This window comes from Bifidobacterium sp. UTBIF-68 (genome assembly GCF_006408855.1).
Taxonomy (GTDB): Bacteria; Actinomycetota; Actinomycetes; order Actinomycetales; family Bifidobacteriaceae; genus Bifidobacterium; species Bifidobacterium reuteri.
Genome location: NZ_JFAN01000003.1, coordinates 115,600 through 141,012, shown reverse-complemented (window position 1 = coordinate 141,012; position 25,413 = coordinate 115,600). Strand labels below are relative to the sequence as shown.

The 25,413-nt window shown below is 59.4% G+C and carries 17 protein-coding genes and 1 tRNA gene; 10 read left to right on the top strand and 8 right to left on the bottom strand.

From position 1 onward, the window contains the following. Window positions 1-81 precede the first annotated feature (81 nt). Window positions 82-837, bottom strand: coding sequence for a hypothetical protein (locus BW14_RS00985; protein ID WP_140489119.1), 756 nt, complete (start codon window positions 835-837; stop codon window positions 82-84). A 239-nt stretch (window positions 838-1,076) separates the two neighbouring features. Between BW14_RS00985 and BW14_RS00980 the strand changes: the two genes are divergently transcribed. From BW14_RS00980 to BW14_RS00955, 6 genes are all read left to right on the top strand, one after another. Beyond that, on the top strand, window positions 1,077-3,341 hold the full coding sequence (locus tag BW14_RS00980) for a type I restriction-modification system subunit M/S (RefSeq protein ID WP_140464605.1): 2,265 nt from the start codon (window positions 1,077-1,079) through the stop codon (window positions 3,339-3,341). After that, on the top strand, window positions 3,341-5,068 hold the full coding sequence (locus BW14_RS00975; RefSeq protein WP_140464607.1) for a class I SAM-dependent DNA methyltransferase: 1,728 nt from the start codon (window positions 3,341-3,343) through the stop codon (window positions 5,066-5,068). Before BW14_RS00980 ends, BW14_RS00975 begins: the two co-directional genes overlap by 1 nt. Further along, window positions 5,068-6,282, top strand: a complete 1,215-nt coding sequence (locus tag BW14_RS00970) for a restriction endonuclease subunit S (RefSeq protein ID WP_258184954.1) — start codon at window positions 5,068-5,070, stop codon at window positions 6,280-6,282. Before BW14_RS00975 ends, BW14_RS00970 begins: the two co-directional genes overlap by 1 nt. A 2-nt stretch (window positions 6,283-6,284) precedes the next feature. After that, the gene (locus BW14_RS00965; RefSeq protein ID WP_140464611.1) at window positions 6,285-9,344 is read left to right on the top strand and encodes a type I restriction endonuclease subunit R; all 3,060 of its coding nucleotides are present in this window, start codon (window positions 6,285-6,287) and stop codon (window positions 9,342-9,344) included. A gap of 65 nt (window positions 9,345-9,409) precedes the next feature. After that, the gene (xseA, locus tag BW14_RS00960; protein ID WP_140489118.1) at window positions 9,410-10,774 is read left to right on the top strand and encodes an exodeoxyribonuclease VII large subunit; all 1,365 of its coding nucleotides are present in this window, start codon (window positions 9,410-9,412) and stop codon (window positions 10,772-10,774) included. A 104-nt stretch (window positions 10,775-10,878) separates the two neighbouring features. Further along, window positions 10,879-11,166 carry an exodeoxyribonuclease VII small subunit gene (locus BW14_RS00955; protein WP_044089725.1) on the top strand — a complete coding sequence of 96 codons (288 nt, stop codon included), beginning with the start codon at window positions 10,879-10,881 and terminating at the stop codon, window positions 11,164-11,166. Window positions 11,167-11,279: 113 nt separating this feature from the next. Here the strand turns inward: BW14_RS00955 and BW14_RS00950 are convergent, their stop codons facing one another. The 4 genes from BW14_RS00950 to BW14_RS00935 all read right to left on the bottom strand — a co-directional run bounded on the left by BW14_RS00950 (window position 11,280) and on the right by BW14_RS00935 (window position 14,349). Further along, window positions 11,280-13,136 carry a long-chain fatty acid--CoA ligase gene (locus BW14_RS00950; protein ID WP_140489117.1) on the bottom strand — a complete coding sequence of 619 codons (1,857 nt, stop codon included), beginning with the start codon at window positions 13,134-13,136 and terminating at the stop codon, window positions 11,280-11,282. Between the two features lie 106 nt (window positions 13,137-13,242). Beyond that, window positions 13,243-13,668, bottom strand: coding sequence for a nucleoside 2-deoxyribosyltransferase (locus tag BW14_RS00945; protein WP_140489116.1), 426 nt, complete (start codon window positions 13,666-13,668; stop codon window positions 13,243-13,245). 122 nt (window positions 13,669-13,790) lie between these two features. After that, a complete protein-coding gene (locus tag BW14_RS00940; RefSeq protein ID WP_044089721.1) occupies window positions 13,791-14,195 on the bottom strand; it encodes a GNAT family N-acetyltransferase in 405 nt (134 codons plus the stop codon). A gap of 81 nt (window positions 14,196-14,276) precedes the next feature. Beyond that, a tRNA-Arg gene (locus tag BW14_RS00935) sits at window positions 14,277-14,349 on the bottom strand. 289 nt (window positions 14,350-14,638) lie between these two features. On the opposite strand from BW14_RS00935, the gene BW14_RS00930 reads away from it, so the two are divergent. Beyond that, entirely contained in the window at window positions 14,639-15,799 is a 1,161-nt protein-coding gene (locus BW14_RS00930; protein ID WP_140489115.1) for an endonuclease/exonuclease/phosphatase family protein, read from the top strand. A gap of 2 nt (window positions 15,800-15,801) precedes the next feature. On the opposite strand, the gene BW14_RS00925 is transcribed toward BW14_RS00930, so the two are convergent. Further along, a complete protein-coding gene (locus BW14_RS00925) occupies window positions 15,802-16,770 on the bottom strand; it encodes a Ppx/GppA phosphatase family protein (RefSeq protein WP_044089719.1) in 969 nt (322 codons plus the stop codon). 166 nt (window positions 16,771-16,936) lie between these two features. Further along, window positions 16,937-18,109 carry an aminotransferase class I/II-fold pyridoxal phosphate-dependent enzyme gene (locus tag BW14_RS00920; protein ID WP_375138426.1) on the bottom strand — a complete coding sequence of 391 codons (1,173 nt, stop codon included), beginning with the start codon at window positions 18,107-18,109 and terminating at the stop codon, window positions 16,937-16,939. Window positions 18,110-18,266: 157 nt separating this feature from the next. Here BW14_RS00920 and BW14_RS00915 point away from each other — a divergent pair, with 157 nt between their 5' ends. After that, the gene (locus BW14_RS00915; protein WP_140489113.1) at window positions 18,267-19,322 is read left to right on the top strand and encodes a Gfo/Idh/MocA family protein; all 1,056 of its coding nucleotides are present in this window, start codon (window positions 18,267-18,269) and stop codon (window positions 19,320-19,322) included. A 121-nt stretch (window positions 19,323-19,443) separates the two neighbouring features. Next, the gene (locus BW14_RS00910; protein WP_140489112.1) at window positions 19,444-19,923 is read left to right on the top strand and encodes a GNAT family N-acetyltransferase; all 480 of its coding nucleotides are present in this window, start codon (window positions 19,444-19,446) and stop codon (window positions 19,921-19,923) included. A gap of 79 nt (window positions 19,924-20,002) precedes the next feature. On the opposite strand, the gene BW14_RS00905 is transcribed toward BW14_RS00910, so the two are convergent. Further along, window positions 20,003-24,133 carry a DEAD/DEAH box helicase gene (locus BW14_RS00905; RefSeq protein WP_140489111.1) on the bottom strand — a complete coding sequence of 1,377 codons (4,131 nt, stop codon included), beginning with the start codon at window positions 24,131-24,133 and terminating at the stop codon, window positions 20,003-20,005. Window positions 24,134-24,246: 113 nt separating this feature from the next. On the opposite strand from BW14_RS00905, the gene BW14_RS00900 reads away from it, so the two are divergent. Beyond that, the gene (locus BW14_RS00900; RefSeq protein ID WP_140489110.1) at window positions 24,247-25,368 is read left to right on the top strand and encodes a YafY family protein; all 1,122 of its coding nucleotides are present in this window, start codon (window positions 24,247-24,249) and stop codon (window positions 25,366-25,368) included. Window positions 25,369-25,413 lie beyond the last annotated feature (45 nt).

The following is a 25,413-nucleotide window of genomic DNA, read 5'->3' as shown; positions in this document are numbered from 1 at the left end:
ATGCATACGGCGCACAATGCGTTGCCCCGCCTTTGACCTCATAATGAGACAACGCACGCCCCCAAGGACGACATCACAACATCACCAATGCGTCACGCATTTGTCATTTCGCACGCTTTCGGTGATCCGATACAACGAGTCGGATTGAATCTGCATTTGCTTCTCGTCCGCCGTGCCACTGTTCAGCATCTCCTGTGATGCCGCCAATATATCCACAAGTCGTTTGCGCGAATACGGGCTGCAGACACTGCCGTCAGCAGTACTTTTCACTACTGCTTTCGCCTGGGCGATACGGGACTCCAGAGAATCATCCGTAGGCAAGTCGGCATAATCCGGCGAAGCATTCGTCAACGCATCTGCTTTCGCCTTCATGTTTTTCAGGTTTTTGAGCTGAGCCTCGTATTTCGCCTTCAGGTGCTGAGCGGAGCGAACCGTTGACGAGGTATCCGAATCCGCATCACATGAGAGGTTCGGCTCTTCCATATTCTCAATCGCAAGTTCCCATTTCACTTCCAGATCCGGATCTTTGGACAATAGACGGTCAGCATCGATGGTTGTGGCGTCAGCATAGTCCTGCAATGCTTTGAAGGCTTCGGTCGCATTGCTCACCGCGGTGCCACAATCATCTTCATGCTTCGATGAAGAATTCCCCGCATCGGAACGGCCCGAACCATTCGAGGAGGACGAACCCGACGATTGATCCCGGCCCTCACCTTCCGCCCCTGAAGATACCGTATTCAACGAGCAGGCAGACAGACCGCCAAGATAAAGCACTGCAATCAATATGGCGGCAGCACGCTTCGCACCTTTACGCACACCCGCCGGCATGGTATTCACAGTTCTCATCATTCCCTCCAATTCCAGGTTTCGCTGTCACCCCCTGTAACGGGACAGTAGATATCCAAAGGCCATAAATGCTTGCAATAACTTGCTTTTGTCGGCGTGTCGCAATTATCGACATCCATAAACATACTGTCCGTGAATGATATTCACAGTTCGCGGCGTGTCCTTTTTGAAACCTCTTAGACTAACTTGTGAACATAGTACACAGTAACAACGATTGTGAAGGTGCAACAATGACAGCAAACGAACACACCTCATCCACACAGACACCGTTCGAGACCGACAACCTGCTGACCTCCGCGGACATCGCCCGCATGGCTCAGGTACGCCCCTCGGCGGTATCAAATTGGCGGAGCCGCGACAACAAGCATTTTCCACAGCCCGTGGAATCCAGGGACGGACGCCCTCTCTTCGCCTATGACGATGTAGCGACATGGTTGAAGGCTAATGACATCGCTTTCAAAGACACTCGTCTAGAGCAGGCCGCATGGTCGTTCTTCGACCAATGGCGAGGCAAGTCCGATCCTGTGACCATGGCCTCCATACTGCTGTGGGCCGCTTGCCTGGCATCCAGGGCACAGGATTCCGACACCGCAAAAGGTGACTGGAGTGCTCTGCTCGATGCCTCCGGCACTGCGTCTGCAGACGAAATCCTCACCCGGTGCAGGAATCTCGCACATTCACTGGTCGAGCATAACGCCAAAATCCAAGAAGACAACGGCGGAAACAGCACTCTCTCACTCGCCTTGGCTGACCCCAAGGAACTGAAGCTGCTGGAATCGGCGAAATTAGCCGAGCTGCTGACGTTCGTCGACACCCTCGTGACCAGGGGCAAGGAGACGACGAATAGGCTGTGCTCATTGATTCTAGAGACGAGCATCGTACGTCAGGGCCGCATGAGTGGCGCGCTCGGACGTCCGAACTCCCCCGCGTCTGCCTTATTGGCAAAGATGGCCGTCTCGCACTTGGAAGCCCATATATCCGGCGGCAAGGAGAATGTATCCGTTTACGATTCCGCATGCGGAATCCTCGAGGATTGCCTGCGCTTCCATGAATTCGTCACCGAGGGCAACCGCGGCAACCCGGCAGTCATCTTCCATTGCGCGGATAATGACGCCGACGGCGCCGCGATTGCCGCCCGCCGATTCATACTTGCCGACGCCTGCAACGCCACTGCCGAAATCGTTGTCGGCGATTCGCTCGCCACAGACCCATACCCGTCCGTCCGCTCTGATGTCGTGATGATGGAGCCGCCTTTCAGCTTGCGCTTCAATCCGGACAACGCGGACACTCGATGGCGCTACGGGCTGCCTTCAAGATTCGATTCGTCGATATTGTGGGTCGAAGACGCGCTGGCCCATCTGGCCCAGAACGGCCGCGCGTTCGTAGTGACTTCCGCCAAAACGTTATGCGGCTCCGGCGAATCCGCCATCAGACGCGCCCTCATTGCAGCCGGCTGCGTGGAGGCAATCGTTGCCTTGCCTGCACACCTGTACATCGATACGGCCATCCACACCTATCTCTGGGTGTTGTCCGCACCGGATAAGATCCGCGACACCGTGACCATGATCAGCATCGGCGATCAGAGCAGCATATACGAGAGCGAAGGAGAGATTCCTTCATGGATGCACGCCCCTCTGCAATGGTTCGCCCGCGACGCCCAGTTCCATGCGGCGACCCCGTTCGCAGCCAATGCGCTTCGGGATCTCCATATCGTCACGCGCACAGTGCGTTCCATTGACATCCTGGGTATGGAGCAGGTCTCGCTGCTGCCCTCCGATTGGCTGCTCCGCGCGCAACGTGACCCCGAGGAGATCATCCGCATGTATCAGAAGAATCTCGACGATATCGAATCGTCTGCGGAAACAATTATCGAAGCGGTACGCGCCGTCAAGGAGTTCACCTCCCAGCCGTTGGACTCCCGCAGTGCCAATCTGCTTCGACTTGGCGATATCGCCACGATACGCACCGGGTCGATGCTTGTTCAACGAGAAGAGGAAACTTCCGAGGACATCATCACCCTGCGTCATGTGCGCGAAGGCATCCTGCCATCCACTGATCCGCAAGCTACGGCGTCACAAGACGAAAAAAGCAATGACCGCATCACCGAACCGGGCGATATCCTCCTGACCACAATCGGCGAGATTCGCTCCATGGTGGACACGACCGGGTGCCATCGCGTGGATCGCAGAATCAACATCGTTCGCATGGACAAGCCGCAGTGGGATCCCGAATATGTGGCGCTGATGCTTGAGGGCAGTTGGAACACCGCGCTCCTGCAAGGTTCCGGGGTTCGCCATGTGCGACCCGCCCGCCTTGAAGTGCCGGCTCTGCCTTTGGATCAGCAGCATCGGATTGCGGCACTTGTGAGCGCGCGACAGACATTCAATATACAGGCCGAGGCACTAGGCCGACTGCTCGACACGGTTGCGGACGCCGCACGATACGGTGCAACGATTGGTAATGTGGAACTCTCAATGGGGAAGGAAGAACACTAATGAATCATCAGTCGATTGTGTCGTTTATCTGGGCTGTGGCGGACCTGCTGCGCGGCGACTACAAACAGCATGAGTACGGCGACATCATCCTGCCGTTCACGGTGCTGCGACGTCTTGATTGCGTGCTGGCCGGCACAAAGGAGCAGGTGCTGGAGACGTATCAGCAGGTCAAGGCCATGAACATGGCGGACGCCATCTCGGATTATCAGCTGAGGTCGGTCGCCGGACTGCCGTTCTACAACACGAGCAAGTACACGATGGACAAGCTGCGCGCCGATCCGGGCAACATCGCCGAGAATCTGACCTACTACGTGCAAGGCTTCTCTGCGGACGCACGAGATGTGTTCGAGAAGTTCGATTTTTCCTCCCGCATCGACTCGTTGCAGTCGAACAATCTGCTGTTCCAGATCGTCGACAAGTTCTGCACGGTCGATCTCGGTCCGGAAACAGTGAGCGACGTCGAAATGGGCAACATCTATGAGAACCTGTTGCGTCGCTTCTCCGAGATGTCGAACGAGACGGCTGGCGAGCATTTCAGTCCGCGCGACGGCGTGGAGCTGGCTGTCGACCTGCTGATTTCAGGAGCGTCAGCCGACCTGTCTCAGGATGGCAAAGTGGTGAACGTGTACGACCCATGTGCCGGTACGGGCGGCGCGTTGTCGATTTTCAAGGATCGCGTGAATGAGTACTACCCGAAGGCCACTGTGTACTGCTTCGGGCAGGAGCTGAACGCGGCCACGTTCGCCACCTGCAAGGCGGATATGCTGCTGCGAGGCGGCGACGCCGGGCATATCGCGTTCGGAAACACGCTGACCGAACCAGCGTTCGGTGACAAGAATTTCGGCTATCAGGTTTCGAATCCGCCGTATGGCGTGGATTGGAAAAAGTCGAAGAGCGTGGTGGAGGCCGAGTACAAGAACGAGGGATTCAGGGGCCGGTTCGGCGCGGGGTTGCCGCGTGTGAGCGACGGCCAGCTGCTGTTCATCGAGCATATGGTTTCGAAGATGCGCCCCGTGAAAGACGGTGGCGCACGTATTGCGGTATTCATGAACGGCTCCCCCTTGTTCACCGGTGCCGCCGGTTCCGGCGAAAGCGATATCCGCAAATGGCTGCTGCATGATCTTGACCTGGTGGAGGCGATCGTGGCGATGCCGAACGATTTCTTCTACAACACGGGCATCGCCACATACATCTGGGTGCTGAACAACAACAAGCCCGCGGAACGGCGACGCAAAGTGCAGCTCATCAACGCGAACGGCGTGTTCACCAAGATGCGCAAGTCGCTTGGCTCGAAGCGCAACGAGCTGAGCGGCGAGCAGATTCGCGCCATCGTGCAGGAGTACAACGCGTTCGAGGAGACGAAGACCTCGAAGATCTTCGACGTGGATGACTTCGGATACACGACCGTGACCGTGGAGCGTCCGCTGCGCGACGAGAACGGCAAGGCCGTGACCGACCGCAAGGGCAATCCGAAGCCCGACGCCGCACTGCGCGACACCGAGAACATTCCGCTGAAGCAGGATATCGACGAGTATTTCGAGCGCGAGGTGAAACCGTACGCGCCCGACGCGTGGATGGATCGGAAGAAGGACAAGGTGGGCTACGAGATTCCATTCACCCGCTACTTCTACGAGTACACCCCACTGCGCCCGTCTGCGGTGATTCTCGATGACATCCGTTCGCTGGAGGCATCCATCGCCGACAGCCTCGCGAAGGTGGGGTTGTGATGGAACGATACAGTAAATACAAGGACTCCGGCGTCGATTGGATCGGTGAGATTCCGGAGGGGTGGTCAGTCACCAAAGTGGGTCAAATGTTCACATCCCGCAGGGAAACAGTGAGCGACCAAGACTATGCGCCACTATCAGTGACAAAAGGCGGCATCGTACCGCAACTGGAGAATGTCGCCAAGACCGATAACCGAGATAATCGTCTGCTTGTGCGCAAGGGTGATTTCGTTATCAATAGTCGTTCCGATCGACGCGGCTCCTGCGGATTCTCCCAGCTGGACGGTTCAGTTACACAGATTTCGTTGGTTCTCAATCCACAAAGAATCAGCGAGATTGATGTCCGCTATTATTCGTGGTTATTCTCGTGTGAACGATTCTCAGATGAGTTCTATAGGAACGGCCACGGCATAGTAGCTGATCTTTGGAGCACCAAATGGTCAGATATGAAAGGAATCTATCTGCCGAAGCCTCCAGCTGATAGCAGAAAGCGAATTGTTGCGTATTTGGATGAGAAGACGGGGGCGATTGATGCGGCGGTGGCGGATATCGAACGGTCGATTGAGCTGTTGAACGAGTACCGTCAGTCCGTCATCTCCGAAGCCGTCACCAAAGGCCTCGACCCGAACGCACCCATGAAGGACTCCGGCATCGACTGGATCGGCCAAATTCCAGAATACTGGCATATCGAAAAGGCAAAGTTCTTAGTCAGCATAACTAACGGTTCTGACCCCAAAACCAATGGGAACATTCCGGTATATGGAAGTGGCGAAGGCAGCTTCAAAACATGCGGAGAATACAAAGAGGGCCCAGCCGTGCTAATCGGTCGTAAAGGAGCAACTCTTCATATTCCGCATTATGTTACCGGCAAATACTGGAATGTTGACACCGCGTTCGACGTAAAAGCGTCGAACGATACCATTAGCCTGCGCTATTACTACTACTTGGCTACATGTTTTGATTACAAACAGTACATGTCGCAAACCACATTGCCCAGCATGACGCAAACAGCATACTGGAATATGGCTCTTCCTTTGCCAGACACAACAGATCAAAATCATATTGTTGATTGGCTGGACGAACATTTATCACAAATCAACTCCCTCATCGCCCAGAAGCAATCCCTAATTGTCCGGTTGAAGGAATATAGGTCATCGCTCATCAGTGAGTGCGTGACCGGCAAAGTCAAAGTACCCGGAGTGAAAGAAGACTAATCATGGCAGTCAAACCGACCCGCAGCATGAGCGAGCACACGTTCCAGAACCACGTCATCGACGGATTCGAGCAGCAAGGCTACACCTATGTGCCGCAGTCGCAGATGGATCAGAACTTCAATCGCGAAACGGCAATCGACGAGCAGACCTTGAAGGAATTCCTGATCGACACCCAACCAAAGGAAGTCGCCAAGGTCGAACGGCAGCACGGCGGGAACTGGAGCCAGATTGTCCTCAAGCGCATCCAGCAGGTCATCGCGGACAAGGGCCTGCTGTGGGCGCTGCGCAATCCAATCGAGATGGCTCCGGGAGCCAAGTTCAAGCTCCTCTATTTCAAGCCGAAGAACGATCTGAACCAGACTTCGACGGAACATTATCACGCGAATCGCTTCCAGGTCACCGAAGAGTTCCATTACGGCACGATGAAGGATGATCTGAACAATCGCATCGACGTGGTGCTGCTCGTCAACGGTTTCCCGCTGGTCACCATCGAATTGAAGAACCATCAGACCGGACAGACGGTGAACAATGCAATCCGACAGTACATGACCGACCGCAATCCGAAGGAGCAGATCTTCCAGCCCGATTTGCGGTCGCTCGTGCACTTTGCGGTCGATGCGGACGATGTGTTCATGACCACATGGCTCAAGGGCAAGGAAACCAAGTTCGTACCCTCCAACCAAGGCAACGGTAAGGCCGGCGGAGGCAATCCTCCGGCGGAACCTGGCAAGTTCGGTACATCCTACCTGTGGGAGGAGGTACTCACGCCGGATTCCCTGCTGGACATCATCGAACGGTTTGTGCAGATCACCTACCACGAGAAAGACAAGAACGGCAAGAAAAACACGCGCAAGACGCGTTCCACGATGAAGGCGGTGATTTTCCCGCGCTACCATCAGCTGCGCGCGGTTCGCCGACTGCTCAAGGCCACACAGGAGCAAGGACCGGGGCATAACTATCTCATCCAACATTCTGCCGGTTCCGGCAAGTCGTATTCGATCGGCTGGCTCGCCTATCATCTCGCATCCCTGACGCAGAGCGACGGCAGTTCGTTCTTCAATTCGGTGATCGTGCTGGTGGACCGTGTGGTGCTTGACGAACAATTGCAAGGCACCATCATGAACATGCCGCATCCGAGGGGCATGGTCGCCATAGCCAAGGATTCTGCAGGGCTTCGCGATGCCGTCAATGCCGGTTCCCGCATCATCATCTCCACCATCCAGAAGTTCCCGTACATCTACAATCAGACCGATACCTCCGGCCGTACGTTCGCCGTCATCATCGACGAGGCGCATTCATCCCAAAGCGGCGAAGCTCATCGCAAAACCAAGCAGGCCCTCGGCGACCACACCGGCCTCAACACCGATGATGCCGACGATCTGGATTCCGACGCATACGACTGGGATGACAGCGGCCTGGACGAAGACGCGGACGATGCGGCGATGCGCGTGCGCGACGAGCTGAACGCACAGGGCGCGCAATCGAACCTGTCGTTCTACGCGTTCACCGCTACGCCAAAGCCGAGCACGCTCGAAACGTTCGGCACGGTGAACCCTTCTACCGGCAGACCGGAAGCGTTTGACCTGTATTCGATGAAGCAGGCCATCGAAGAGGGCTTCATCCTCAATGTGCTCACCAACTACACCACGTTCCAAACGTATTTCCATCTGGTCAAGAAGTCAGAAGAAGACCCCAAGCGCAAGGCCGGACGCACGAAGAAAGAGATCATGGACTTCGTAAAGCTCGACCCGAGCAACGTGTCAAAAATCTCCGAAATCATCGTCGATCATTTCCACGATCATGTCATGCCACTGCTGCACGGTGACGGCAAAGGCATGGTCGTGACGTCCAGCCGCAAGGCCGCCGTCGAATACTTCCGATACATGAAGCGGCTCTCCGCACGTGACGAATATGCGGGCGTGAAGCCGGTCGTCGCATTCTCCGGCAAGCTCGATTTGGATGGCGAAGAGGTGACTGAAGGAACGCTCAACGGATTCAATTCCAGCGAGATCGCCAAGCGGTTCGACACATCCGAGTTCAACCTCATGATCGCGGCGAACAAGTTCCAGACCGGATTCGATCAGCCGAAACTGTGCGCCATGTATGTGGACAAGAAACTGACCGGCGTGGCTGCCGTGCAGACCCTCTCACGCCTGAACCGAACCTGTCCAGGCAAACCGGCTCCCATCGTGCTTGATTTCGCCAACAAGCCTGAGACGATTCAAGCAGCGTTCGAGCCGTACTACATGCAAACCGACCTCGACCGAGTCACCGATCCGAATGTCATCTACGACATGAAGACCGCGCTTAGCGAATTCCAGATCTACGATGATGCGGAAATAGCGGCATTATGCAAGGTGTGGCTGGGCAAGCCGGACGAATCCACCATGCCGGAAGTGCTGCGTCTGCTCGGCCCGGCCAAGGAACGGTACGCCGATCTAGACGAGGAGCGCCAGAACGAGTTCCGCAAGCGCGTCGGCAAGTTCCTGCGTACTTATTCGTATATCACGCAGCTGATCCGGCTGGAAGACGAAGAGCTCTTCAACCTCGACACGTATCTGGCGTTCCTCAACCGGGAACTCGCGCCCAAATACGCACCGGAGGAGCCCATCGACGATCTGATCGCGGTGACACAGCTGCGCATCGAGAACAAGGGACGTGCCGACATCACACTGACCGGAGGCGAACCGGTCAAGAACAACGCCGGCAGCGTCGGTGTGGGGCCCACCATCGATGATGAGGACTATCTGTCCAAAATCATCGACTACCTCAACGACCTGTTCGACGCCGATTTCGGCGACCCAGCGCGCAAGTATTTCGAAGGACTGATGACGGTACTACAGAAAGACGCCAAACTTCGCACGCAGGCCAAGAACAATTCCCGAGCCGATTTCCGCACACCGTTCGACTCCGCGTTCCTCAAAGCGTTGTTCGAGTCGCAAGCCGAGAACACGGATCTCTTCAGCAAACTCAGCGGCAGTCAGGAGGCTCTGCGCCACGTGCAGGAATTCCTTTTCGATGAGTTCTACACTCGCGAACAGCGAGAAGAGCGAGAAGAATAGGAAGCACACGAATCGATGCGGGTAAATTTTTACCCTCATCGATTCGCGCATTTATAGTGGAAGGCATGACTACTGCAATGGGAACTCCATATACGGGCGCGGCACCTACCGCCGCCTCGTTGGCCGGCACCGGTTTCACCTCTGGCCAGCCCCAAGGTGCTGATGGCACCATCAATCTGCCTGACGGTCCAAGGCCGGTAGACCAGCTTCCCGCACGTGCCGCGGAAACCACCGCGCAGAACCCTTGGCCGGTGAGCGTGCTGAGCCAGAAGTTCTACGGTGCGGTGGATCGCTGGCCTTCGGCTTGGGTCACCGGGCAGATCACGCAGATCAATACGCGCAGAGCCGGTTCGGCGTATCTCACTTTGCGCGACGATGTCGAAGACATCGCGATGGAGGTCAACGGATTCGGACGCTTCGCCCAGGCCGCCAGCGAATTCGTGCAGGGCGACCGCGTGGTCATCCACGGCAAGCCGAACCTATGGATGAAGCGCACCTCGCTCTCACTTCGAGGCGACACCATTCTGCGCGTCGGCGCGGGCGGCAGCCTCAAGGCGATGTTCGATGAGCTGCGCCAGCGGCTCAAAGGCGAAGGCCTGTTCGACGCCGACCACAAGCTCCCACTGCCTGAATTTCCGAAGACCATCGGACTGATCTGCGCACCTCAGGCTCGTGCCGAAGGCGATGTCATCACCAACGTGAATCTGAGATGGCCGGCGGTGACATTCAAGGTGGTGCATGTCCATGTGCAGGGCGAGCAGTGCCCGACGGACGTGGTGCAGGCCATCCAGCAGCTCGACGCCGATCCTGCGGTGGACGTCATCATTGTGGCGCGCGGCGGCGGCTCCTTCGAGGACCTGATGGGCTTCTCGGATGAACGCGTGGTACGTACCGCTTATGCCTGCACAACACCGTTAATCTCAGCCATCGGCCATGAAGGCGATTGGATGCTGCTCGATCTGGTGGCCGACCTGCGAGCATCCACACCTACCGACGCGGCCAAACGTGTGGTGCCGGATGTATTCGAGCAGTCGCAGCTCATCGAAGGCGCGATCGACCGTATGCGTCTGCGCATGCGCTCCCGCGTGGAGAACGAGATTCGTCTGGTGGAGGGATACGCCAATCGGCCAAGCCTCACCCAGCCGCATACCATGCTAGAGCCGCATCAGCGGTTTATCGACGACTCATTGCAGCGCCTTGACATCGGTCTTCGCCGCATCGTGGATGACGCACAACTCACCATCGAGAAGACGCATGCATCCCTGACCGCGTTGAGTCCGCAATCCACGTTGAATCGCGGCTATGCGGTGGTGCAATCCGCAGACGGGCATGTGGTCGACAATGCCGGAGCCATCAACGTCGGAGACAATATCACCGTGACGTTGAAGAGGGGCGTCATCACCGCCATCACCACCTCGACAAACGAATAACGACAGCAACCATTACAGTTTGCATATAGACAACCATCCCTTGGCCTCGTTACGCGGCCGGCTTGCCTCTATAGGGCAAGCTTCAAGGGAAAAGAGGAGGAATCATGACCGACAAGAACACCGCACCGGCTTCTTCGCTGACCGATGAGGAGCGCAAGCTCATCGCCCAGATGCCATATGAGGAGGCACGCGACAAGCTCATTCAAGCCGTGCAGGCGTTGGAGACCGGCGGACTGAGCCTCGATCAGTCGATGCGCCAGTGGGAGATCGGCGAAGCCCTGGCCCAGCGCGCGCAGGGATTGCTTAACGACGTGCGCGCCAAACTCGATCAGGCGCAGGCCCAGCAGGCCGCCAACGAGGCCACGGCGGGAACTCAGTCCAATCTGGACTGAGTTCCCCTTCGGCCTACGGCCTCACCTCGCCTACGGGAAGCCCACCGGGCTCCCCGCTTAACGGCTCAGCCCAGTCCAATCTGGACTGAGTCCCCCTTCGCGGCACAGCCGGACTACTTCTTCAGTGGCACGTAGATGACGTTGTCGATGAGCTCCTGATAGTGCTTGACGATCTGCGCACGACGGGTCTTGAGGCTCGGGGTGAGCATGCCGTTGGCCTCGGTGAACTCGTCGGGCAGGATCTCGAACTTGCGGATGGATTCCGCGCGGGAGACACCCTCGTTGGCGGCATTGACCGCACGCTCCACTTCGGCGTGCACGATGGCATTGCCCGCCAGCGAGGCCAAATCCGGCTCCGGCTTGGCGCCCTGAGCCTCCAGCCACGCGTTGGCGTCCGCCAGATCCAGTGTCACCAAAGCGGCCACGAAAGGCTTCTTGTCACCGATCACCAAGCACTGGTTGACCACCGGCGAGGTCATCACCGAAGCCTCCAGCAGACCCGGAGACACGTTCTTGCCGCCGGCGGTGATGATCAGATCCTTCTTGCGTCCGGTGATGGAGATGAAACCATCCTCATTGATGTCACCCAGATCGCCGGTATGCAGCCAGCCGTCGGTGATCTGCTGAGCGGTGACCTCGGGATTGTTGTGATACCCCTTGCACACCAGGGGTCCCTTGACCACCAGCTCGCCATCCTCGGCGATGCCAGCCGTAATGCCGCACATCGGCATGCCGATGGTGCCAATGCGGTTGTCCTCCGGCAGGCTCACGCACACCGGCCCGCAGGTTTCGGTCATGCCATATCCCTCTAGCACCGGCATGCCGATACCGTTGAAGAAGTGGGACAGCTCGGAATCCATCGGAGCTCCGCCGGTGATGGCGAAATCGGCGTTCGGCCCGAAAATCGTGCGGATCTTCTTGTACACCACCTGCTCATAGAACGCGTGCGCGATGCGCCCCGCCAACGGCAACTTCTCCCCGCGCTGCTCCGCCTTGGACCAGGCGCGCGCGTTCTCCGCCGCCCGGGCGAACATCTTGCCGGCGAATCCGGTGCCCGCGCGCTGGGAGGCGGCGTTGTACACCTTCTCATACACGCGAGGCACGGCGAGCAGCAGCGTGGGGCCGAAGGTCTCGAAATCCCTGACCATGGTCTTCATATTGGAGCTCAGAGCCAGAGTGATGGTTCCGCCGAAGCTGAAGAACTCCATGAATCGCGCGAACACGTGGCTCAACGGCAGGAACAGCAGCAACCGGCGATCCGGCCATGCGCCTGCACGCGGCATGTACTGCAGGGCGGAAAGCACCAGGAACGCGAAGTTGCGGTGCGTCAGCTCCACACCTTTCGGTGTGCCGGTGGACCCGGACGTGTACACGATAGTGGCGCGGTCATCACCGTGGGAGGCGTTCTTGTACTCCCAGAATTCGGCATCGGTCACCGATTCGCCATAGGTCTTGATCGCGTCAAGGCCACCGGCGTCAATCACGAACACGTTGCGCAGCGTCGGCACCTCATCACGCACCGACTCGATCTTGTCACGCTGACCGTCATCCTCGGCGATCGCCACCGTGACCTTGGAGTCGTTGAAGATCCAGCTGACCTGGCTTGCGGAGTTCGTCTCATACACCGGCACGGTGAGCGCGCCGATGGACATGATCGCTAGATCCAGCGCCGTCCACTCCCAACGAGTGTGGGACACGATGGACACGGAATCGCCCTTGTTGACGCCCAGTCCAATCAGACCCTTCGCCAGATCGATGACCATGCGGCGGAACACTTCGGCGCTGAAGGGACGCCATGAACCATCCTCGGCCTTGTATTCGATCATGGCGCCTTCCGGATCGCGCTTGGCACGGCGGTCGAGCAGGTCGAACAGATTGATGTCGCTGTCGATCGGCTCCTTGACCGGATTGGTGAACTGCTTGACGATCGTGGTCTCATTGTGTGCCACATCAGCGATGTTTTCAGTCATACCTCTATGTAACTCCATCGTTGATACAAAACAGGCTGTCACCGCTCACTTCTGGACGCTACACGCTCTACTGTTTCGACCGTGTGCGGCACATGGGACCACACCGTCAGAACTGGATGTAATCGACCTCGGTATGCTCGCCAGTCTCCAGATACTTCGCCACGTCTTCAGGACCTGCGAACACCATCTCGACGGCCTGCGCCACCATGAGGTTCACGCGATCCATCGGCGTCAATCCGTCGAAATAGCCATAGACCGGCATACCCAGCGCATGCGCGTACCCAATCTCGAACATCGTGCCCGCATCCTCGTCCATGAGGTTCGCGATGACCGCTTTGGAGGAATTGATGCCTTTGATATCATCCGCGAAGCATCCCTCCGGACCGACTTCCTCGATCTGGCTGACGAATCGCGGCTTGAACAGCTTCTTGCCATGCTCCTCCAGCACCTTTTCCAGACGCTCCATGCTCGAAGTCTGCTCAGGATCGAAGAACGGGCCGGCCACGTAATAGTCATATTCCTTTTCGCTCATGGCTTCCAGTCATACCGCAGCACGAACGAATTCCATACCCTTAGCTCAGTCTATGGACAATCATTCATATAGTGAACATGGCATGACAAATCGCAGTCTTCACGAGATAATGCAGGCTTCAATCAGCCCCGGTTGACGATTTGCATGGCGCGACCGTCCTCCATCAGATGGAAACCGTGCTTCTGGTAGAACGGCGCGTTCTTGCTCTCCTCTGGCATCACCTCGAGGAACAGGTACTCGCGGTACTTCGCCTTGACCAGCTCGACCATATGGCCACCGATGCCCTGGCCGTGATAGGCGGGATCGACCAGCACCCAATGCATGTATGCCACCATTTCGGTATCGTCCAGTACACGTACCAGTCCAGCCAGATGACCGCCATCCCAGGCGCTGATCACGGTATCCGAATGCTGAAGCGCCTTGAACAGTCGCTCAGGATAGTTCGCCGATTCCCAACCGACCGAGCGGAACAGCTCCTGCACCTGATCCTGAGTGAAACGCTTCTCTTCCGTGTATTCGATAGCCATAGCCGATTATGGTAGCAATCGCATACGCACCGGTACGTCCGCGTACCATATGACGGATGAATGCCGAACGACGGCGCCAAGTGCCCGAGACGCGATTCGAACGCGCGACACCCGCTTTAGGAGAGCGGTGCTCTATCCACTGAGCTACCCGGGCAACGACGTTTCATTGTACACGGGACATAGCCAGTGGGCAATTCGTACAATTCGTGCCGGTTTGGTGCGAACTCGTCAGCCACCCGGCAAAATCAGCCCGCGCCCCAGCGCGGCACGATACAGTAGCAACTCGCGCATGCACTCAGGCATGCAACCGTCGCCGAGGGATTCCCGATTGAATCCACCGGCCTGCCGCACATCCGAAAGAACCGGGTCCATTCGCGTAAATGTCACGCAAGAGCGACCGCCGGATGTGCAGGAATGACGCCCAGGACGTAAGGATGGATGACATGTCACGCACACGGAGCATTCCCACGAACAAGTCCGCGTCCTCCCGCTCCCGGTCAGCAGGCGCTCGGCCTTCCTCGAACAAGTCCCAATCGCAAGCAGGGTCTCGTTCACAGTCCCGCCCACGGACCAAGCCGTACACCAAGGAGCAGCTGCATCATCACAATAGCCATCGATTCCTCGGCTTCCTTGCAGCATTGTTCGCCATCGTCGCGATGCTCTGTACAGCGGCGCGCGCGCTGCCAGCCGACCTGCAGGCGTTGCCATATGTGCCGGTCGCCATAGCGGCAACCCCTTGGTTCGCGCTGCTTGGCCTTATCGCGATGCTCATGGCGATCATGTCCCGTAAGGTGCTCGCCGCGCTGATCGCAGTCGCCGCTGTGGTAATCAACGGCTATTGGCAATATCCGTTCTTCCACTCGCCAGACCCACTCCCCCAGGCCGCATATAACGCCGTGGCAGCGAGCGAGGCGAACACAGCCGACGCCTTCGCCCGCGTGATGACGTTCAACGTGTACAAAGGGCAGGCGGACGCCCAGACCATCGTGGACACGGTCCGCGACCAACGGGTCGAGGTGCTCGCCCTTCAGGAGACCACCGACGACTTCGTACAGCGTCTCAAGGAAGCCGGCATCGAACGCTATCTGCCGTATTCGAACGTCTCCTCATCGGATGGCGTCTACGGCAACGGTCTGTGGTCCGCCACCCCGCTCTCCCAGCCGGTGGACGACGAGGTGAATTCCAGCGCCTCGTTCATGCCCGCGGGCACGGTGGACATGGGCGGCAACCAGATCCGATTCGTCTCCGTACACACCACCGCACCCGTGCCCGGCTATTGGCGGCAGTGGAAGCGCTCGATTGACGAGCTCGGGCTCATGCGCGGCCACACCGATACGCGATATGTGTTCATGGGCGATTTCAACGCCACCTATGACCACGCCCCATTCCGGGAATTCCTCGGCTCGAGGTTCCTGGACGCCACGCGAATCTCAGGCCATGGCTTCACGTTCTCGTGGCCGACGAACCGGCCGGGACTGCCGATGTTCGCCGGCATCGACCATGTGGTGCTCGATCAGGGGATGCGGGCCGGGCAATGCAAGACCGTCAGGATCACCGGCTCCGATCACGCTGCCCTGCTCGTCACCATCGACGTGATGCAGTAGCGCTAGAATCCGAGGCGGGTGCGGCCGAACTGGTCGAGCCAGCGCAGGATGGCACCCTCGCGCAGCGCCCACGGGCAGATCTCCACTTCCTGGATGTTGAGCGCCTTCATAATCTCGTCGGCCACCACAGCACCGCCCACGATCTGCATCGTGCGTTCCGGCGTGATGCCCGGCAGCGCCACGCGCTGCTCCGGAGCGATCGCCGCAAGACGCGGAATCCAATCCTCCAACTGCTCACGGGTCATGATCGCCGTATCCTCGCGCCCGGGCTGGCGGATCACCGCGCCGCACAGGCGGGCCAGCGAGCGGAAGGTCTTGGACGTGCCCACTGCGTGGTTCGGATGCTTGGACTGCGGGAACGCATTCACCATCGGCTCGAGAATCTTGCGCACATTCCTGCGCACGTCCTCAAGCTCGGCGGGGGTGGCCATGCCAGTGGGCAGGAAGTCGACGGTCACACGCCCCGCTCCTGCCGGCACGGACAGCGCCACTGTCGGCTCCTCGTCCGAGCCCATGGCCACTTCCAGAGAACCGCCGCCGATATCCAGCACCAGCAGTCGCCCGGCGTCCCAGCCGTACCAGCGGCGGGCGGCGAGGAATGTGAGTCGCGCCTCATCAGTGCCGGACAGCACGGTCACGCCCTGCCCGATCATCTCCTCGATCTTGTGAATCACCTTGTTGCCGTTGGGAGCCTCACGCAACGCCGACGTGGCCATGACCAGCAGCTGGGTGATCTGATATTCCTCGGCGAGCGTCATGCATTGGGAGACCGCGTCAAGAATCGCCTCGATACCGGCCTTCTTTATGGAGCCGTCCTCCTTGAGGTATTTCATCAGTCGGACGGTGGACTTGGTGCTGGCCTCGGGCTCGGGGCGGGCGCCGGGCGCCGCGTCCACGATAAGCATATGGATGGTATTGGAACCGATATCAAGCACACCGAGTCGCGTGGTATGCGCACGAAGATTAACCATATTCTTCTCTCACTCGCATTGCGGCGCACCGGCGTGGCAGACCGTTGCCCACAACAGACATATCCAGCCGCGCCCCGTGCATCATCAACACCACCGACAATGCAGGGAGACGGCATTCGTCAAACGTAGCTACTCTACAACACTCCCCTGCATCACAGCCGTTGCATCACAGCGTTTCCACGAACCGACCGAGCCGCTTCAGCCCCTCACTCAACGCGTCACGCGAGGCGGCGTAGCTCAGCCGCACATGCGAATCGGCGGTGGCGGCACCGAAGTCCCGACCCGGGGTCAGCGCCACATGGGCCTCCTCCAGGGCCCGCTCGCAGAACGTCCACGCATCAAGGCCCGTGCGCTCGATGTTGAAGTAGGCGTAGAACGCGCCATTCGGCTCCACTTCGACCGGCAGGCCTATGCGCTTGAGCCCGTCGATCACAATATGGCGGCGTGCAAGCAGCTCCTGACGCCGCGCCTCGCATTCGGCGAGGCTCTCCGGCGTGAAGCAGGCCAGCGCGGCATGCTGGGTGGGTGTATGGGCGCACAGGTAGTAGTTGGTGGCCAGATCGTCCACGGCCTCCAACACCGCTGCATCGTCAGGCAGGATGGCCCAACCGAGCCGCCAGCCGGTCATTCCGAAGAACTTGGAGAAGCTGTTGCACACGATGGCATCCGGGTCGCAGGACAGCACGGACCTGACCTCGCTGCCGTCCGGCTCATGGTCGGCCAGATCGAGGTATGTCTCGTCCACGATGCGCCATGCCCCTCGGGATGCGGCCAGACGGCATACTCCGGCCAGCACATCGAAATCAATGGTGGTGCCGGTTGGATTCGACGGCGAAGTGATCATCACGGCCTTGGTGCGATCGGTCCAATACCGTTCGCACAAATCGGCGTTGAGATGGAATCTGGTCGCCGCCGAGGTCGGCACATCGATCACATTGCCCTCAAACGAACGTACGAGTTCACGGTTGCATGGATAGGACGGATCGGCGACGATCACGTCGTCACCGGGGTCGATGGTCAATGCCGTGGCCAGAAGCAATGCAGCCGACCCTCCTGCGGTGATGCAGATGCGTTTGGGGTCGATGTCCAGATCATGACGTTCACGGTAGAAGTCCGCAATGGCTTGGCGCAGTTCCGGCAGGCCCATGGCGGCCGTATAGGGCAGCGCGCGGCCGTCATACTGCTCACGCATGGCATCCCGCACTGCCGGCGGGGCGCCGAAGTCCGGCTCGCCCAGAGAAAGCTTGATGACGCTGATTCCGGATGCGATCATCGAGTCCGCTTTCTCACCGAACACCATCGCACGGAATGGATTGATCTCCCGCGCCCTGTGGGACATGACCGGTGTCGCTCGCTTTGCATTGCTGTTGTCCATAATCCGGTTTTATCCACCCGCTGGGACAACAAACTCGCTTACGAGGGACCAACCAACAAGACCGAGCACAGCACCCTGACTTCTATAATTGCCATAGTCTAACCATTTTCAAGGAGGAACGATGAGCAGACTCAACGGCAAGCGGACCGAATTCGAAGCCAGCGGCGACAAGGTCAATGTCGCCATTCTCGGTGCTGGCAATATCGCCCACACCATGGCCGACACGTTGACGAAGATGGCCGCGAATGAGCAGTACACGAATCTGATACATCCTTATGCGGTAGCCGCGCGCGATGCCGCCCGCGCCCAGGCATTCGCCGACCAGTGGCATCTGGACAAGGCCTACGGCTCCTATGAGGAACTGATGGAGGACCCGAATGTGGATCTGGTCTATATCGCCACTCCGCACAGCCTGCATGCCGAACAGGCAATCGCCTGCATGCGTGCCGGCAAAAACGTGTTGGTGGAGAAATCGTTCACCGCGAACACCACACAGGCCCGTGACACACTGGCCGTGGCGCAGGAGACCGGCATGCTGTGCACGGAGGCGATCTGGACACGGTATATGCCGAGCCGCGCTCTGATCAACGAGATCATCGGCTCCGGTGAAATCGGAGAGGTTCGTTCGGCCAGCGCCAACCTGTGCTACCCGGTATGGAAGGTGCCGCGTATGACCGATCCGGCATGCGCGGGCGGAGCTCTGCTGGACGTAGGCGTGTATCCGCTGAACTTCCTTGATATGGCCCTCGGCGCTGATCATGGCCGCACCATCAAACACATCGACACTTCGATGATCCCGTATGAGACAGGCGTGGACGCGCAGAACTCCACGACGCTGTATTACGATGACGGCGCAATGGGCGTGTCCACGAGCTCGATGATGGTCTCATCGGATCGCGGAGGCTACGTATGGGGTACTGACGGCTACCTTATGGTGACCAATATCAACAACCCGGAGACCATCGACATCTATGACAATGACCACAAGCCCGTGCGCAGCGTCGCAGTGCCGCCGCAACTGACCGGATACGAGTACGAGGTGGCTGACGCGGCGAACGCCTTGCTCGACGGCAAGACCGAATGCGAGGCCATGCCCCATGCGGATACGATTCGCATCATGGAGCTGATGGACCAGATCCGCGACGTGTGGGGGCTGAAGTTCCCGTTCGAGGCGTAGGACGCAACCGCGTATCCTCCGTCCATTGCACTGCCATCGCATCGCCGAAGCGGTGCAGGGCCATCCACCGCCAAAACCACGGGTGCCGCCGATGCTTGGCATGGAGGATACACTGGCCGATATGGAGAAACTCACGATTCGCAGAGCCGTCGCCGCCGACATGCCACGCATCGATGACCTGCTGTTCCAGGTGGCGCAGGTGCATCATCAGGGGCGGCCCGATCTGTTCAAGGGCGGTGCCAAGAAATACACGGACGACGAGCTTTCACGCATCCTCGCCGATGACCGCACCCCCGTGTTCGTGGCCGTGGATGCGGACGGCCTGCTGCTGGGGTACGCGTTCTGCGTATTCCAGCAGCATCCGGACAATCATGTGCTCACCGACATCACGACGCTGTATATCGACGACTTGTGCGTGGACGAGCAGGCGCGCGGTCGTCATGTGGGGTCCGCGCTGTATCGTTTCGTGCTGGATTTCGCGCGCGAGTCCGGCTGCTACAACGTGACGCTCAACGTCTGGTCCTGCAATCCCGGCGCCCAGGCCTTCTACGAACGCATGGGGCTCACGTCTTACAAGATCGGCATGGAGCAGATCCTGTAAGACGCAAGGTGTGCCGATTCGCATACGCAAGGCGTGCCGATTCGCTGCGAGAAGAGCCATGCGCGCCACCAGTGGGAGCTCAGCCCAGCAGATCCAGCAGGTCATCGCGGGTGAGCGATGCGATGGACGGCGAGGCCGCGGCTCCGAATGCACTGGACGCGGTCTCGTCGGAGGCGAGTGATGCGTCGGTGAATTGCCGTGCGAGCTCGCTTTTGCTGTGCTGCAGCTCGAGGATGCGCTCCTCGATGGTGTCCTTGGCCACCACCTGATAGACGTTGACGTCCTCGGTCTGGCCGATGCGATGCGCACGGTCGGTGGCCTGATCCTGGGCGGCGGCGTTCCACCATGGGTCGGCATGGATGACCACGCTCGCACCGGTCAGGTTCAGGCCTGTGTTGCCGGCTTTGAGCGAGATCAGGAACGCAGGGGTGTCGTCCGCATTGAAGCGGTCGACCAGCACCAGACGCTGTTTCTTGGGCGTGGATCCGGTGATGGTGTAATACCGCAGTCCCGCCGCGTCGAATCGTGCGGCGATGAGGTCGAGGAAGCTGGTGAACTGCGAGAACACCAGCGCCTTCTTGCCTTCGTTCACACAGGTCTCCACGAGTTCGGTGATGGCCGCGAGTTTGGCCGACTGGTCTTTGGCGTCGGCGTAGACCAAGCGAGGATCGCAGCAGATCTGCCGCAATCTGGTCAGCTCGGCGAGGATACGGATCTTGGACGTGTTGAAATCCGCTTCCTCGCTGTGTTCGAGCTGCATCCTCAGCCGCTGCTCGTGGGCGGCGTACAGCTTGCGTTGTTCGCCTTCCAGCTGCACGGTCAGCGTGGTCTCCAGCTTGTCCGGCAAATCGGTGAGGACCTGACGTTTGAGACGACGTTTGATGAACACGCCCACCAAGGCCTGCAGCTTGTGTGCCACGCGCGCGGACTCGGGATTGACTTCGGCGGCGGCGCGTCCCTCGGCGGTGCTGCCGTCCGCCGCGCGGGCGTTGGAGATTGGCAGTTCGTAGCGTTCGCGGAATCGTTTATAGGATCCCAATAACCCCGGCATCAGGAAGTCGAAGATGCTCCAAAGCTCGGAAAGCCGGTTCTCGATCGGCGTGCCGGTCAACGCGAAACGATGGGCGGCGGCAACCGATTTGACGGCCTTGGCGATCTTCGTGGCATGGTTCTTGATGTACTGGGCCTCGTCCAACGCCATGATCTCGCATTGGCGAGGGCCGTCCTCATTATCGGCGGTGTAGTCGTCCACATCGCGGCGCAACAGGTCGTAGGACGTGATCAGCACCGTGGGTTCGTCGGCGTGGAAGGCACGGGCGATGGCGTTGCGGCGTTCGGTCTTCGTGCCGGCCACCACCACCGCGTTGAAGCTTGGCGCGAATTTGGCGAATTCCGCAGCCCAGTTGTAGACGAGTGATGCCGGGCAGACGATCAGAGACGGATGCAATCGCCCGTCATGCCGCGCGTCTTCGCGCTGATAGCGGGACACTATCAACGCGATGAGCTGCACGGATTTGCCCAGACCCATCTCATCGGCCAGGATGCCGCCGAATCCCTTGTCGCACAAGGTGCTCAGCCATCGGAATCCTTCGGCCTGATATGGTCGCAGCACGTGTTTGAGACTGTCTGGCACCTCGTATGCATTCGGGTCGATCACCGCCAGGTCGTCGATGTATTGGGTGAAGGAGGCGTCCTTGACCACGTCCGAGCCGTCATCGGGCAGTTCGCCATCCAGCAGGAACGCCTGATTGCCCGGCAATTCGATGACGCCTCCGTCAAGCTGCCGTTCGCTGAGCTCCAGATCGGAGGCCAGTCTGTCGAGGGTGTCGAGATTCGCACCGTCGAGGCGGACAAGCGACCCGTCCTTCAACTGATGGAATCGCTGACGACGGCGATACGAGGCGAGCAACGCTCCGACCTCATCCGGAGGCACCTCATCGGCGATAGGCGAGATCTCCACCAGATTGCCTTTGACCGACAACCCCACCTTGACGCTCGGCGGTTTGGGCGCCAACAACCTGTCGAATGCGGGCGTGGTGTAGACGTCGCCCACCTCATGCAGGGCGGCGATGCCCTCATCGAACAGACGCACGATGCGCGTGGTGTCGTTCCTGTCGATGGTGGCGGCACCCGACTGTTTCGCCCGCGCCTGCCCCGCCTCACGCGCAGCAGCGGCACGAGCGGTCCGGGTGCGGAATCCCTGTCTACGAGCAGCGGCGCCCGTATGCGCGGATGCGCCAGCGCCGGGCATCTCGAAGAATTCCTTCACCACATCCAGGGCCAGATGCTCGGCGTCATAATCCCGGCCTACCGCCGTGCGGACCGGAGCACCGTCATGCACACCGGTCACCGGGCCGGCAGGCAACAGTGGCACGCTCGCTTCACCGTATCGGGCCTTGACCTCGCATTCGACACCTTGCTCGGTGCGGTCCAGATACACCTCGATGGCCCCTTCGGCCGGGGCGAGCTCGACGAGCTCCCGCGGAATGTCCTGTGATTCCAGCAGGCCCGAGGAGACCAGTTCAGGCAGCAATGTGCGGGCGAACAGCGCCATATCGTCACCGGTGACGACCTGGCCTCCACCGTCAGGTGCGAACAGTTCGCCGATGAGGCCACGTATCGGGGCGAGCTGCTTCGGGCAGCGCACGAAACGGCATCCGGCAGCGCTTCTGCGTTGCGCCTGCAGCATCATGGCCGAGGTATGGCTCACCGGATTCGGTGCCGCAAGCAGCAGCCATGAGTCCGCCCCGGCGTCCACCACGGCCTCCACCGCCGGCGCGCCTGTGAGCAGATATCCGGCATCGGGGCCGTATGTCCGGAAGTCGCGTCGGGTCAGGTGCAGCCGCAGTCCGGGATCGCCTCCGTCAACGCCGACGGCTGAAGCCTGACCGGAGAACCATGTGTCCAGGATCAATTGCACGCCGATGCCCTCGCGCAATGCGAGCAGCGAAGCCACTTCCCGGTCAGAAAGCGTCATATGCCTGTCGATGGCGATATGCCCGTAATACCGGTCCTGCTGTTCTGCGGCACGCCGGATGTCCAACGCCGATTGCAGGAAATCCAGCAATGGCCCGGAATCGGCATCGAGCATGCCCGGGGTATGCGTGAAGGCGAGCTTCTTGCCGTAATCCACGTGTTCGCCATGCTGCATGGCGAACACGAACTGCGGAATCGACTTCAGCACGTAGCTGGCGCCGTTCACCGACGCACCGATCTTGAATTCCACACTCCATACGCCATCGATGAAGCTCAGTATCGGTGCGAGTCTGACCTGGCCGGCGGAGACGGTCTGACGCGGCCCCTGATAACCGCGTGTGGCAGGCTGCTTGCGCTGTCCGGCGCGGGAGGAGGATGCGGATGAATCCGCTGCGGCACCGATGCGTTGCATCACGGCATTGCGGCGACGTTGCCGGTCCTGGTCCCGCCGCTCATCCATGCGTGTCATGAAATCGAGCATCGCCCGGGAGGACCGCACCGCGCCGCCGTGATAACCTTCGAACCGTTGCGGATTGTCACAAAAAGCGAGCGCGAGCGCGGCCATATGCTTGCAGATGCCATAACCGCGTCCATACGCCGGGCACGTGCATGAGCCGCCGGACATATCCCCCGTGTCGAGGGAGAACTGCAATTCGGTGCGATATCGGCTGGAAGGACTGGTGGTGCCGCGCAGGGTGGCGTCCAACGTGGCGTAGCCGATGCGTGTATCCGCACTGTAATACGGTTCGATCAGCATGATGTCGGCGTTGTTGGCGATGGTTCGGGCCCGTGAGACCACTGCCCGGGAGGCGGTGGTCTCCACGTCCCTGCGCAACGCGTCGATGGGAACAGGCTGCGCCGTGGATGCCGCCGACGAACCACTGTTGCCGGCATCACCGCCGTATCCGTCATCGAACCATGCGGCACGGCCTGCCTGGGGGATGTAGGGAGAGTGCGCGTACGGCACAGGCATGTCATCGGCGGTCAGCGAATCACCCGAGCCGAATACGGCATCCCCGGAGATATTGCCACTGATATCGTTTCCAATATCACTCGAACCGAAGTCGTCTGATTCCGTGCCAGCGGCGCCACCATGCGGATTGCGGCGACGCTGGATCCAACGCCGGGCGAAGTCATCGAATTCGTCGCCGAGCGCATCATCATATGAGAAATCGGCATCGGCGTCATGCGCATTGTCGGAGATACGCCCGAACACGCCATAACCTCCAACCATGAGCGTGCGTCTCCTTCCGAATCCATTCCGTACTGCCGCATCGGTCGGAAGCACCGACCGAATGCACATGCAAACAATCCCATCCTAGACGAATACGCGGTAGCCTTAGGGCTATGAACGCGCAACATGCAGGCGAGACCTCCAAACGCAAGACCTATGCGGGCAATGCCGCCTTGGAGATCTTCGAGGTGCTGTGGCGTCACAGCTATTTCGGACATGGGCTTTCCGTGAGGCAGATCCTCGACCATCTCGCCGCCATGCACCATGTGAACGATCCCGATGAGCTGCCCACGCCCAAAACCGTGCGCAACCAGTTGCACAAGCTCGCATCCACGGAGTTTCTGGGTCGCCGGGTCGGCTACCTCACCGAGGCTGATGTCGCCGCAGTGGAATGCAAGGACCCGCAACCGGGATGGTATCTGGACGCGTTCCTCTCCCCCGCCGAAATGCGGCTTCTGGCCGACAGCTTGACGCTCTCGCGCATCAGTCTGGACACATTGGATGAACTGGTGGGCAAAATCCGCGAACTGGCCGGCGCGGCCGGGGAATCCATCGACTATCTCAATCACGTCGCCGCATACACGCATATCAACAGCGAGTTCCTCTCCACCATCGACCAGCTCAACCAGGCCATCGAAGACGGCCACGCCGTCACATTCCAATACTGCGATTACGGGCCTGACGGCACCATGGTCCCGCATACCAGCCATACCCATGCCGACGGGCAGTCCGGCACCCATACCGGTCTATACACAGTGGATCCCTATCAGATGGTGTACAAGAACGGCCGCTATTACCTGATCTGCCATCGTCACGGTGAGGACAAACTGCGCATCTTCGTGGTCAATCGCATCGCGGGCGTCACCACCAAAGGGGCGAACGAAGCTCCTCTGAGAATGGAGCGTCCGGCGTCCGAGGGGTTCGATGCCGTGGATTTCATGCGACACCGCCCCTATCCGGTGGCCGACGAACCGGTGCGCATCCGCATCGCCATACGGGATCGCCCGATGCTCAACAACGTCTTCGAATGGTTCGACGATCCGCAGATCAAGCATTCGCCTGATGGCGAGCAGTTCGAAGTCATCGTGAACGCCCCCGAAAAGGCCGTGTTCTGGTGGGCGCTGCAGTATTCCTGGGATGGCCGCGTGGCCATCATCGAGCCGGATTCGCTGCGCAACCGGCTTTATGATGCCGGTCGTAGGATGGCGGCCGCATATCATCCGGATGTGCACTAAGGTGGGAACCATCGCATGGCAATCCAGTTGCATGCACACATTCAC